The organism is Pelagibacterium sp. (assembly GCF_965249125.1).
GTDB lineage: Bacteria > Pseudomonadota > Alphaproteobacteria > Rhizobiales > Devosiaceae > Pelagibacterium.
Map to the genome: position 1 here is coordinate 3,510,437 of NZ_OZ252217.1, position 12,438 is coordinate 3,522,874.

13 protein-coding genes are annotated in these 12,438 nt (G+C 61.1%); 8 read left to right on the forward strand and 5 right to left on the reverse strand.

Going from position 1 to position 12,438, the window contains the following annotated elements; genetic code table 11:
* The first annotated feature begins 363 nt into the window (after positions 1 to 363).
* From ACP148_RS17055 to ACP148_RS17080, 6 genes are all read left to right on the forward strand, one after another.
* On the forward strand, positions 364 to 783 hold the full coding sequence (locus tag ACP148_RS17055; RefSeq protein WP_421953033.1) for a c-type cytochrome: 420 nt from the start codon (positions 364 to 366) through the stop codon (positions 781 to 783).
* Positions 784 to 1,151: 368 nt separating this feature from the next.
* On the forward strand, positions 1,152 to 1,943 hold the full coding sequence (gene coxB / locus ACP148_RS17060; protein WP_421953032.1) for a cytochrome c oxidase subunit II: 792 nt from the start codon (positions 1,152 to 1,154) through the stop codon (positions 1,941 to 1,943).
* 34 nt (positions 1,944 to 1,977) lie between these two features.
* Positions 1,978 to 3,747, forward strand: coding sequence for a cbb3-type cytochrome c oxidase subunit I (locus ACP148_RS17065; protein ID WP_421953031.1), 1,770 nt, complete (start codon positions 1,978 to 1,980; stop codon positions 3,745 to 3,747).
* Complete coding sequence (locus tag ACP148_RS17070) at positions 3,744 to 4,457, forward strand: cytochrome c oxidase subunit 3 (protein ID WP_421953030.1); 714 nt, start codon at positions 3,744 to 3,746, stop codon at positions 4,455 to 4,457. The genes ACP148_RS17065 and ACP148_RS17070 overlap by 4 nt, the downstream gene beginning before the upstream one ends.
* Before the next feature lie 103 nt (positions 4,458 to 4,560).
* Positions 4,561 to 5,277: a heme-copper oxidase subunit III family protein gene (locus tag ACP148_RS17075; RefSeq protein WP_421953029.1), complete on the forward strand. Its 717-nt coding sequence runs from the start codon at positions 4,561 to 4,563 to the stop codon at positions 5,275 to 5,277.
* Positions 5,278 to 5,282: 5 nt separating this feature from the next.
* Positions 5,283 to 5,636, forward strand: coding sequence for a cytochrome C oxidase subunit IV family protein (locus ACP148_RS17080; protein ID WP_421953028.1), 354 nt, complete (start codon positions 5,283 to 5,285; stop codon positions 5,634 to 5,636).
* On the opposite strand, the gene ACP148_RS17085 is transcribed toward ACP148_RS17080, so the two are convergent.
* From ACP148_RS17085 to ACP148_RS17100, 4 genes are all read right to left on the reverse strand, one after another.
* The gene (locus tag ACP148_RS17085) at positions 5,629 to 6,480 is read right to left on the reverse strand and encodes a DUF2189 domain-containing protein (protein WP_421953027.1); all 852 of its coding nucleotides are present in this window, start codon (positions 6,478 to 6,480) and stop codon (positions 5,629 to 5,631) included. The two genes, ACP148_RS17080 and ACP148_RS17085, sit on opposite strands and share 8 nt — an antisense overlap.
* Positions 6,481 to 6,863: 383 nt before the next feature.
* Complete coding sequence (locus tag ACP148_RS17090) at positions 6,864 to 8,996, reverse strand: sodium-translocating pyrophosphatase (protein WP_421953026.1); 2,133 nt, start codon at positions 8,994 to 8,996, stop codon at positions 6,864 to 6,866.
* A gap of 532 nt (positions 8,997 to 9,528) precedes the next feature.
* The gene (locus tag ACP148_RS17095; RefSeq protein ID WP_421953025.1) at positions 9,529 to 9,834 is read right to left on the reverse strand and encodes a YggT family protein; all 306 of its coding nucleotides are present in this window, start codon (positions 9,832 to 9,834) and stop codon (positions 9,529 to 9,531) included.
* 453 nt (positions 9,835 to 10,287) lie between these two features.
* Complete coding sequence (locus ACP148_RS17100) at positions 10,288 to 10,764, reverse strand: TerB family tellurite resistance protein (protein WP_421953024.1); 477 nt, start codon at positions 10,762 to 10,764, stop codon at positions 10,288 to 10,290.
* Positions 10,765 to 11,034: 270 nt separating this feature from the next.
* Here ACP148_RS17100 and ACP148_RS17105 point away from each other — a divergent pair, with 270 nt between their 5' ends.
* Positions 11,035 to 11,568: a hypothetical protein gene (locus tag ACP148_RS17105; protein WP_421953023.1), complete on the forward strand. Its 534-nt coding sequence runs from the start codon at positions 11,035 to 11,037 to the stop codon at positions 11,566 to 11,568.
* Entirely contained in the window at positions 11,565 to 12,131 is a 567-nt protein-coding gene (locus ACP148_RS17110; protein ID WP_421953022.1) for a hypothetical protein, read from the forward strand. The genes ACP148_RS17105 and ACP148_RS17110 overlap by 4 nt, the downstream gene beginning before the upstream one ends.
* Positions 12,132 to 12,135: 4 nt before the next feature.
* On the opposite strand, the gene ACP148_RS17115 is transcribed toward ACP148_RS17110, so the two are convergent.
* Entirely contained in the window at positions 12,136 to 12,423 is a 288-nt protein-coding gene (locus ACP148_RS17115; RefSeq protein ID WP_421953021.1) for a 4a-hydroxytetrahydrobiopterin dehydratase, read from the reverse strand.
* Between the last annotated feature and the right edge of the window lie 15 nt (positions 12,424 to 12,438).

Genomic DNA, 12,438 nt, shown 5'->3' on the forward strand with positions numbered 1-12,438 from the left:
CGTTTCCGGTATAGTGGAGAGCTTAGGCCCTTGTCACCGGAAAGCCAATATCAGCTTTAGGATTCAAGGACATAAGACGATGGTATCTGTCAGTCTCACTGCCCTTTTTGGGGGCTGCCCGCACAGGGCACGGGCCGGGCGGAGACGCGCCATTCTTCTCGTACCGTCACCAGCTTTTCCTAAAGCATTTCGGCCCTTCCCGGAAGCACTCGAAGAGTCCATGCGTTTGATCAACCAGGCCGCTGGCCTTCCTGCTGCACCTTTTGTGATGGGCTTTGGCAAGTCCGGTATTTTGAGCTATCCTCGCGCATGGGCCGAGAAAGGCCAGTCGGATGGCCTGCCGCCCACGCAAGGGAGGAATTCATGTGCTTGGACTGGAAGAAGGCAATTGGCATTGTTGGCATGGCCGTAATGCTGATGCCGGGTGCGGCGGTGACCCAGGAGATAACGGGCGACCCGGCTGCGGGTGAGCGCGTCTTTACGCGGTGCATGGCGTGCCATCGGGCGGGGCCGGGCGCGCAGAGCGTGCCCACGGGGCCGACGCTGAACGGCGTCGTCGACCGGCCCGCGGGCAGCCTTTCAGATTTCACCTATTCGGATGCAATGGCCAATTCCGGCCTTGTCTGGGACATCGAAACGCTGATGGCGTTTCTCGAGGCGCCCCAGCAGCTTGTGCCGGGAACCCGAATGGCCTTCCCTGGGCTGCCGAACGAGCAAGACCGGGCGAATGTGATCGCGTACCTCGCCCAGTTCGGACCGGACGGCAATCCGGTCGAGCAATAACACCAGCGCGGCCTGGGTGCGCAACGACAGTTGCGCGCCCGAACCCGCCAGGCGGCGCTTAGTTGACATCGGGACAAGTCAATGAGATTGTTAACTATTGTGAAGTTCTTGCTGCGGGTATTGCCGTAGTGGGAAAGTAGGGATGTGTTTTCGCCGAATTGTGAGCAAGCAAAACCGGCGCTTCCTCTAGCTTTTTACCGATCCGACAGCGCCGGATTTTAGCGCTGAATTTAGAATTGCGTCGAGTCTGTTCCAGGCATTCAGGTCACCGGGAGGGGTGATGCACGGAGCGTGGCCATGCGTACGACCCCATTGCGATGTCGGGGCGCTGCCCGCACTTCTCTCTCCGGGAACAAGGTGAGGGCACCATGGTTATCGCGTGGGTGATGGTACTTGTGGTGGTGGGCTCGATCGCGTTCCACCTGTTGAGCCCATGGTGGTTCCCGCCATTGGCCTCCAATTGGGGCTATATCGACGACACGACGATCCTCACGTTCTGGATCACGGGGGTCGTCTTTGCCGCCGTCATTCTTTTCATGGCCTATTGCCTCTTCCGATTCCGGCACCGCGAAGGGCACAAGGCGAGCTACGAACCGGAAAACAAGCGGCTCGAAACCTGGCTCGTATCGCTGACGGCGGCGGGCGTCATCGCCATGCTGACGCCGGGGCTTTTCGTGTGGGCGCAGTTTGTCTCGGTGCCCGACGATGCCATGGAGGTCGAAGTCATCGGCCAGCAATGGCTGTGGAATTTCAGGCTGCCGGGGGCGGACGGGCAGTTGGGGCGCGCGGACAATCGCTTCGTCACCTTCGACAACCCTTTGGGCATAGATCCCGACGATCCGGCGGGGCAGGACGATTACATGATCGTCGGCGGGGAACTGGTTCTGCCCACCGACCGGCCGATTCATTTCGCGCTCCGCTCGGTCGATGTGCTGCACAATTTCTACGTGCCGGAAATCAGGGCCAAAATGGACATGATTCCGGGGTCGGTGACTTATTTCTGGGCCACGCTCACCGAGCCGGGAACCTACCAGATCCTGTGCGCCGAGCTTTGTGGCACCGGGCATTCATACATGCGCGGCGGGCTCCGCATCGTGGGTCAGGACGAATATGACGAGTGGTTGGCGGGGCAAATGACGTTCGCGGCGTTTTCGTCGTGATCGATCCCCCAAAAGGGCAGTGAGGAGGCGGCAAATGGCCAATATTCCCCATGATGCGAGCGCGTCGGCACCGCCGGCCGAACTCGGGGAAATGGAACTCTACCATCCCAGGAGCTGGTGGACGAAATACGTCTTCTCCCAGGACGCCAAGGTGATTGCCGTGCAATACGCCGTCACCGCGTTCGGGATCGGGTTCGTCGCGCTTGTGCTTTCATGGCTGATCCGGCTGCAGCTGGGCTTTCCCGGCACGTTCACCTTCATCACCCCGGAGGTCTATTACCAGTTCATCACCATGCACGGGATGATCATGGTGGTCTATCTGCTGACGGCGCTGTTTCTGGGCGGGTTCGGCAATTATCTCATTCCTCTGATGGTCGGGGCACGCGATATGGTGTTCCCCTATGCCAACATGCTGAGCTACTGGATCTACCTGCTTGCGGTACTGGTGCTGGTTGTAAGCTTTTTCGTGCCCGGCGGGCCGACCGGGGCGGGCTGGACGCTCTATCCGCCACAAGCCATCATGTCCAACACGCCCGGACAACAGGGCGGCATCGTGCTGATGCTGATCTCGCTGGCGCTTTTCATCATCGGGTTCACCATGGGTGGGCTCAACTATACGGTCACGGTGCTTCAGGCCCGCGCGCGCGGCATGACATTGATGCGCATGCCCCTGACCGTCTGGGGCATTTTCGTTGCCACCGTGATGGCGCTTCTGGCCTTCCCGGCGCTTTTCGTCGCGGCGGTGATGATGCTTTTCGACAAGGCGCTGGGGACGAGCTTTTTCATGCCCACGCTCGTCGAATTCGGGCAGCAGATGAGCTATGGCGGCGGCAGCCCGATCCTTTTCCAGCATCTTTTCTGGTTCTTCGGGCATCCCGAGGTCTATATCGTCGCGTTGCCCGCGTTCGGGATCGTTTCGGACCTGATCGCGACGCATGCGCGGCGCAACATCTTTGGCTATAGGATGATGGTCTGGGCGATCGTCATCATCGGGGTGCTCAGCTTTGTCGTCTGGGCGCACCACATGTATGTGAGCGGAATGAACCCCTATTTCGGGTTCTTTTTTGCCACTACGACGCTGATCATCGCGGTCCCTACGGCGATCAAGGTCTATAACTGGGTGCTGACGCTGTGGCGCGGCGACATCCATTTCACCACGCCCATGCTGTTTGCGCTGGGGTTCATCGTCACCTTCGTCAATGGCGGGCTTTCCGGGCTGTTCCTGGGCAATGTGGTGGTCGACGTGCCGCTGTCCGATACCATGTTCGTTGTCGCCCATTTCCATATGGTAATGGGAGTGGCGCCGATCATGGTCATCTTCGGGGCGATTTATCACTGGTACCCCAAGGTCACGGGGCGAATGCTCTCGGAGGTCTTGGGCAAGTTCCACTTCTGGGTGACCTTCGTGGGCGCCTATCTCATTTTCTTCCCCATGCATTATGTGGGGCTGACAGGGGCGCCACGGCGGTATTTCGAAACGACCGGCATTGCTGTGGTTCCCGAATCGGCGATGGCGCTCAACGCGTTCATTTCCGTTATGGCGTTCATCGTGGGGTTCGCCCAGCTCGTCTTTATCTTCAATCTCGTCTGGAGCGTGAAAAACGGCAAGGAGTCCGGCGGCAATCCGTGGCGGGCGACGTCGCTCGAATGGCAGACGCCCAAGACCCCGCCCGAGCACGGCAATTGGGGCAAGGAACTGCCCGTCGTCTATCGCTGGGCCTATGACTATTCGGTGCCCGGCGCGGACGAGGACTTCATTCCGCAGAACCAGCCGGCGGTTGCCGGGCGGGAGACGGCGTCGTGATCGCCATCCTCGCCTTTCTCGCGGTTATCGCGCTTCTTGTGCTCTGGTGGATTTCGCGCCAGGGATTGACGGCCAAGCCCTGGCTCCAGACCGACAGCGTCGTGACGCTGGCCGGGCCCGAAGAACCCCGGCTGCCGCCGGCCCAGTTGGGACTCGGGCTTTTCATGGCGGTCGTGGGAGCGCTTTTCGCGCTTCTGATTTCGGCCTATGTGCTGCGCGCCCAGCTCGGGGATTGGCGCGGCTTTCCGCTGCCCGGGATCATCTGGGCCAATTCGCTGCCGCTTCTCGCCGCGAGTCTGGCGCTGGAGTGGGCACGGGCCCGCGGGTCCGCGGGGGATATGGGGGGTGCGCGCGCCGGGGTTATCGCCGGAGCGGGCGCGGCGATGATCTTTGTTGCCGGACAGCTCTGGGCCTGGTCGATCCTGACGTCCAACGGCTATGCGATCACCTCGGGGCCGGCGGGAAGCTTTTTTTATCTGATGACGGCGGCCCACGGGCTCCATGTCATCGGCGGCATCGTCGCGCTCGCCCGGCCGATCGAAAGGATCGGGCGCGCCGACGATGCGCGGGCGGTCCGGGCCAGCATCGATCTGGCGGCAACATACTGGCTGTTCATGTTGCTCATCTGGGTGGTTCTGCTGCTTGTGCTTTCGGGTTGGGCGGCGGCATTTCTGGCCCTTTGCGGGCGCATTCTGGATGTCTCGTTCTGATGGAAACACAAAGAGACACCCGGGCTATTTGTTTCGCCGCGTTTCCGAACCGAAAAAGTGGTGTCCACTTTTTCTGGAAACGCTCCAACCGGGAGTGGCTAGAATGAGTGAGGCAACCACCGGTCGGCCCCAGCCGACGCTCGAACCGGGCCTTAAGGGCGCCGTCAAGGATTGGGCGTCCGACCAGCGCTCGTTCAAGACGGCGTCTTGGGGCAAGGCGATGATGTGGATCTTTCTTGTGTCCGACACCTTCGTCTTCGGCTCGTTTCTGATCGGCTACATGACGGTCCGGATTTCGACAACCACGCCGTGGCCCAACCCCAGCGAGGCATTCGCGCTCGAGGTCTTCGGCGCCCATGTGCCGCTTTTGCTGATCGCGATCATGACGTTCGTTCTGATCACATCGAGCGGTACCATGGCCATGGCGGTCAATTTCGCCTATGCGCGCGACAAGGTGAAAACGACGGTCCTGTTGCTCGTCACGGCGCTGTTCGGGGCGATTTTCGTGGGGATGCAGGCGTTTGAATGGACCAAGCTCATCTCGGAAGGCGTACGCCCCTGGGGCAACCCGTTCGGGGCCGAGCAATTCGGCGCGACCTTTTTCATGATCACCGGATTTCACGGCACGCACGTGACCATCGGCGTGATCTTCCTGCTGATCATGGCCCGCAAGGTCTGGCGGGGCGATTTCGATACCGGGCGGGCGGGCTTTCTGACGGCGCGCAAGGGCCGCTACGAAATGATCGAGATCATGGGCCTTTACTGGCACTTCGTCGATCTCGTCTGGGTCTTCATCTTCGCATTTTTCTATCTGTGGTGAGCACAATGGTACAAGCTGAAGCAGACATGGACACGCACGCTTCCGGTCAAACCCACGCCGAGGGCCAACAGCATCCGATCCGGCTTTATATCACGGTCTGGGTCTGGCTTTTCGTGCTCAGTATCGGATCGTACATGGTCGATCTCGTTCACTTCCAAGGCTATCTGCGCTGGGGATTGGTGGCGACCCTTCTGATGCTCAAGGCGGGGCTGATCGTCGCCGTGTTCATGCACGTGGCATGGGAGCGGCTTGCGCTGACCTATGTCATCCTGGTGCCGCCGCTCGTTCTTTTGGTGTTCGTTGCCATAATGGCGATCGAGGGCAGCCATACCGAATGGTTGCGGACCATCTTTATGTAGCCTGGGTCGACCCACCCCCCGCCCGGCGCGTGCGCACGGTTCGGTCGGACTGCGGCTCCACCATCTTGCGGTAGAGGTGCCAGGAGGCGTGTCCGAGCGCCGGCATGATGATGACGAGGCCCAGAAACAGCGTTGCCATGCCAATGGCGATGAGCACGGCAATCAGGAACCCCCAGACAAGGACGGGCCATGCGTTGACCGATGTGGCCCTGATCGAGGTTTCGATGGCGGCGCGGGCGCCCATGTGGCGGTCCAGCATTAAGGGAAAGCTCACGACGGAAATCGCCAGAACGACCAGAGCGAAAACCGCGCCGATGAGATTGCCAAGAACAATCAGCGTCCAGCCCTGGCTGTTGGTGAGGATTTGTCCCAACATCGCGGTTATCGATGCGGGCTGTTGTGCGCCAAAAAGGCCGGTGAAAAGGATTTGCGCCACGATCAGCCAGGCGATGAACAGCACGCACAAAAGAAGCCCCACGCCCAGCATGGCCGGGAACGCCGGCGAGCGCAGGGCCGCAAAACCGTGCTTCCATGAGGTATCGAGACCGAGTTCGGCCCTGCGGCTGATTTCATAAAAGATCAGCGCGACGAAGGGGCCGATCAGAGCAAAACCCGAGGCCAGGGGATAGAGCAGCGGCAGGACGTTCCGGCCGGAAACCCACAGCCCGATCACCACGATGACGACGGGATAGATCATGGCCGCAAAAGCGTAGTGCGAGGGATGTTCCCAGAAATCCTCGAAGCCGTGCCGCAGGGCGTCGATGACGTCGGCGACGGTGATGTCGCGAATCCTGGGAATTTCGGCGTTGCCGCCGATGGCAGTTGAAACGTGAGCCTGGGCCATAATCGTTCCTCCCTGACCTGGCCAAAAGCCATCGGATGCAGAGAAATGCCAGGCAGCCGGCCCGGCATTGCAACCGCGGCCTATCGGGTACGAGCATAACCTGATTTGGCCCTGCGCCGCCAGTCTCGCGCGGTGCGGGCCTTATGCGGGACGTTCGGAGTGATCGCCGCTTCCGTCTTTGAAACCAGCGCTGAAAACATAAGGAGCCGGGCGGGCGGCCCGGCTCCTCCGGTTTGGTTCTTCCCCTGTGGGGAAACGCTTTAGATCAGATCCGCTTTTCGCTTGCGCGGCCCTTCGGGTCTTCGAATCGCGGATCTGATCTAAGTCCTTGCTTTGTCGCGCGTCCGAACCGCAAAACCGCTTCCACTTTTGCTGGACGCGCTTTAGTGAAGAACGGCCAAAAGCAGCAATGCGATGATATTGGTGATCTTGATCATCGGGTTGACGGCGGGCCCCGCGGTGTCCTTGTAGGGATCGCCCACGGTATCGCCGGTCACCGACGCCTTATGGGCTTCGGATCCCTTGTAGTGGGTCTGGCCGGTCGAATCGGTGAACCCGTCCTCAAAGCTCTTTTTGGCGTTGTCCCAGGCTCCGCCGCCCGCCGTCATCGAAATGGCGACGAACAGGCCGGTAACGATCACGCCGAGCAGCATGGCGCCCAGCGCGGCAAAGGCTGCGGCCTTGCCGGCGATCAGAAGGATCGCCCCGAACACCACGATTGGTGAAAGCACCGGCAGCAGCGAGGGCACGATCATTTCCTTGATCGCGGCCTTGGTCAGCATATCGACGGCCCGGCCATAGTCGGGCTTTTCGGTGCCGGCCATGATGCCGGGCTTTTCGGCGAACTGGCGGCGGACCTCGACCACCACCGATTGCGCGGCCCGTCCGACAGCAGTCATGGACATGCCGCTGAACAGGAATGGCAGCAGCCCGCCGAACAGCAGGCCGACGACCACATAGGGATCAGCGAGCGAGAAGCTGATCTGGCCCACCCCGAAATAGAAGTCGCCCTCGACAGCTTCGCCGATGAAATAAGCCAGATCCTGGGTATAGGCGGCAAAGAGCACCAGAGCGCCAAGCCCCGCCGAACCGATGGCATAGCCCTTGGTCACGGCTTTTGTGGTGTTGCCCACAGCATCGAGCGCGTCGGTGTTCTTGCGCACCTCGTCGGGCAGCCCGGCCATTTCGGCAATGCCGCCGGCATTGTCGGTCACCGGCCCGAAGGCGTCGAGCGCCACGATCATGCCGGCCAGCGCCAGCATGGTGACCACAGCCACGCCGATGCCGAACAGCCCGGCCAGCGAATAGGTGACGATGATGCCCGCGATGATGACAAGCGCCGGCAGGGCGGTGGATTCGAGCGAGACGGCCAGCCCCTGGATCACATTGGTGCCGTGCCCGGTGATCGAGGCTTCGGCGATCGAATTGACCGGGCGCCGGTCGGTGCCTGTGTAGTATTCGGTGATCCAGATAATCAGCCCGGTGATGACCAGCCCCGCCACCCCGCACCCATAGAGCGCCCATGGGGTGAAAGCGATGTTGCCCACGGCGATCGAGCGTCCCATGTCGCCAAAGATCAGCCACATGACCGGAACCAGCGCGACGAGTGAGAGCACGCCGGTGGCGATGACGCCTTTGTAGAGCGCGCCCATGATATTGCCCGAAGCGCCGAGCTTGACGAAATAGGTCCCGGCAATCGAGGTCAGGACGCACACCCCGCCGATGGCGAGCGGCAGGACCATGCCGATCAGTTTGAAATCGACCGGCAGGATGATCGCGGCCAGCACCATGGTGGCGACGATGGTCACCACATAGGTCTCGAAAAGGTCCGCTGCCATGCCGGCGCAGTCGCCGACATTGTCGCCGACATTGTCGGCGATGGTGGCGGGGTTGCGCGGATCGTCCTCGGGGATGCCCGCTTCGACCTTGCCCACCATGTCGCCGCCCACGTCGGCGCCCTTGGTGAAGATGCCGCCGCCCAGCCGGGCGAAAATGGAAATCAGCGAAGCCCCGAAGCCCAGAGCGACCAGCGCATCGATCACCGTGCGATCGGTGGCCTCAAAGCCCAGGGCCAAAAGAGCGAGGAAATAGACGGTGACCCCGAGCAGGCCCAGACCGGCGACCAGCAACCCGGTTACCGCCCCGGACTTGAACGCCAGGTCCAGCCCGCCGGCCAGCGATGTTGTCGCCGCCTGGGCGACGCGCACATTGGCACGGACGGAAACATGCATGCCGATGAACCCGGCGGCTCCCGACAGCACCGCCCCGATCAGAAATCCGATCGCCGCGTAAATGCCGAGCAGCAGCCAGGCGACAACAAGGATGACCACGCCGACGATGGCAATGGTTGTGTATTGGCGTCTGAGATAGGCGGTGGCCCCTTCGCGGACGGCGCTTGAGATTTCCTGCATGCGGGCGCTGCCGGCATCGGCGGCCAGAAGCGAACGTGTTGTCACGATGCCGTAGACGACCGACAGGACGCCACAGGCAATAATCAGCCATAAGGCCAAAGTCATAGTGATATTCCCCTCACTTTGCGCACGGGCCGGCGCCTGACAGATTCGGCACGATGGCCGAGCCCCGGTTCGGTCCGGTCTACTTCCCTTCTTGCACCGCCGCCAAAATTTCCTCTCCCCTGGCGACAGCAAAGACCCGCACTTTACTGCGGCCGAAAGGGAGGATGGCCCAAGATCAACGCAGAGGCAATCCTCTATTCTTGCCTTCTATTTTAGTCAGTATTGCTGGCTTATTTGTGCTTATCGACTTGAAATGCAATGGAGTTCGACAGGCATCAGTGTTGACCTATCGGTTGGCCAAGCGCTCAAGCGCGGCGCAAGGAGAGACGGGGTTTCCCCGGGGCCAGAATCACCTTGGTTCGGCTGGTCTGGCCGCCCAAAAGCGTGAGGGCGGAGCACCAGCACAGGCCCCGAGCGCAGCTTGCGTCGGCGCGGGCTTGCGCGCCTTTAGGCCCGGTCGGCACCGGCATTGGGGATGACGCGCGGGCGATCCGCGCGCCAGCCGGAGTTCAGGTGGACCTGGAGGGGCCGCTCACAGCCCCTGCATGGCGACCTGGCGCATCAGCGGGTAAAGGATCACCAGCCGGATGAAATAGATCGCCAGGAACAAAATGATCGGGGAGATGTCCAGCCCGCCGAAATTGGGCAACAGGCGCCGGACGGGCGCCAGAAGCGGATTGGTCAGTTGCCAGAGCATATTGGCCACTGTGGCGACGAACTGGTTGGACATGTTGAGGATGTTGAAGGCCAGGAGCCAGCTCATGATCACCTGGGCGATCATTATGAAGATGACAAGGCTCAAGACCACGTCGATAAATTGTAAAAGCCCAAGCAGCATTGGCGGTCCCTCTATGCAATCGGTTCTATATAGAGTGTTTCCAGGATAAGTGGAATCCACTTATCGGTTTCGGAAACGTGACAAAACAGGAAGTTGGAGAATTTGCGCGATTCGCAGACCCGAAGGGTCGCCCAGGCGAATGGCGAAAATGCTCCATGGCGCGAAATCGCTTTTGGAAATGGGTGTGGCGATCTGATGGCCGCTCCTTGTCTCCGGCAAAGAAAAAAGGCCCGCCTCAATTACGCGAGGTTCGGGCCTTTGCAAGAGTTTGCCCGGTACGCAACACACAAAGATCCGGACAGGGGTACACAATGCACAGACCGTGCCAAACCCCGGGTACCCAATATGGGGCGTATCGCGCGCAATTTGTCTCAATATGTTGGTTTCGGCCTTAGGGCCGGATCCGCAGTCCTTGCATTTTGCAACGCATGAGACTCGCAAAATGCGAAAATCCTACGCCGTTTCGTCGGTCTCGGGATTGGTGTCCGGCGGGGTCGTGGGACGCCTTGCCTGATTGCGCAGGATGGTGCGCTGGCGCGACGAGACCCCGATCAGTTCGGCGACGCGCCACACCATATTGTCTTCAAGCTCGTGATTGGTGTCGTCGGCAAAAACCACCTGCCACATCATGCGGATGATCTCGGTTTTTTCCGCTTCCTCGAGCTGGGAGAGCTTTGAGGTGAACTGGTAGAAATCGACAGCATCGCGGTCGCGCCGGCGGGCTTCGGCGACAAGCTGTTTCACCTCGGATTCGTCGAGCCCGTAATAATCCTTGAGCGCGTTGGCGATGGCCTTTGCCTCAATCGGACTCGCGGTGCCGTCGACCGACGCCAGATGGACCAGCAGCGCTGCCACCGCGAGGCGCGGATTGGTCGGCTTGGCCGCGCCCTTTTCGGGTTGGCGAAACAGCTTTACCAGAGAATCGAACATCGAACGGCACCCTTTCGCGGGCAGGAAATGGATGAACGGCCAGAAGGCGGTCAGAAACTGCGCAGGCTTTTCGGCTGGACCGCCACGGACACGCCCTAGGGTAAGGACCGCCCCTGCCCGGCTCAAGCGTCCTTGCGCCGTCGTGAGCAAGGATTTTTTCCATTGTCGTTTGCGTGCCACAGGCAATTTGGAGGTCGTTGTTTTCTCCAATTGGCCACGATAGGGTCGCCGCGTTGAATCTGGGCTGGCGGTGGGGAGGTGCCGGACACGATGATTGCGGCATGGGCATTGATCGTGGGAGGGCTCGCCCGCATCGCCGGAGAGGTGCTCGAAATTCTTGCCGGCGGCCACACGGGGGTGAGCGGCACCATTGCCGGGGTGGCATTGGTTCTGGTGATGGTCGGCTTTGCGGGCTTGTGGCCGGATACGCGCGGTAACCGGCTGGCGCGGCTGGCCATCGTGATGATCGCGGCGGGCGCGCTTGGGTTTGCCGCGATTGCCGCATGGTCGGTCGGCCAGGGCACCCTTCCCGTGGGGGTCGTGTCGCGGATGCCGGTTTTTGTCGTGGTTGCCGGTGTCACCCTCGCCGGAGCTCTAACCCTTGCGGGGTGGCTGGTTGCGTCCCCGTTTTATCCCGCTTGGATCGGAATCGTGATGAGCGTTTCGATCGCAATGTCGCTGGTGAGCAGTTTTGTCGCGTTCCCAGCGCTCGTCCAACCGCTTATCGATCTGGTTATGGCGTTGACCTTCATCCAGCTCGGGCTATCCATGCGCGAGCTGCGCAAGACCGGAAACCGTTTATGATCCTTGCTGTATTCCTGCTCGTGGGCTGCGCGCTCTGGGCGCTGGGCGAAGCCATCATGCTCACCGGCGACCAGATCACGGTTGTGGGCGGCACAATCGCAACGGTCGGGATGACGCTGGCGGGAGCCAGCATCTGGACGCTCAAGGATTTGCCGGGCATGGCGAGGCCCGGCCGGGTGGGGATCGTGTTGAGCGCCTTTGGCGCCTTTTCCTTTGCCATGGTGATGATTATCGTTTTGACCTCCGGCGTGTTGGGCGCCATGGCCGAGGGTGCCGTGCGGCATGCCGACATCGTTTTCACCCCGTTCTACCTTCTGGCGCTTGCGTTCATCGTGGTCGGCATGAGCGCGTTTGCCATTCACTTCAAAACCGCCCCGGGCGCGGGCGCCGTCGCGGCGCTGGTGCCCGCGGGACTGGCGGCGGGCCATTTGATCAGGGTGTTTATCGCCGATGTGCCGGCCTATCACGAGACGCTCTCGGTTGCCCTGGCGCTCTATCTGGGCTGGCTGGGCGTGCGCCGGATCGCCCTGGCGCGCACAGTGGCACAACCCGAGGTGCGTTGACGCGCTAAAGCGCGTCGATGGCGGTTGCCAGATCGATGTCCTTTTGCGTCAGGCTGTCCTTGTCGTGGGTCTTGAGCGCGATGACGACGCGATTGTAGCTGTTCGACCAGTCAGGGTGGTGATTGGCTTTTTCCGCCAACAGCGCCACGCGCGCCATGAAGGCAAAAGCGCGGGAAAAGTCCTCGAATTTGAAGCTTTTTTCAATGGCGCCAACATCGTTGATCCGCCAGCCCTCGAGACCGGCCATCGCGGCTTTGGCGTCGAAGGCGGCTGGCGACTGCTTGTCTGTCATTTCGCTTTTCCCCTT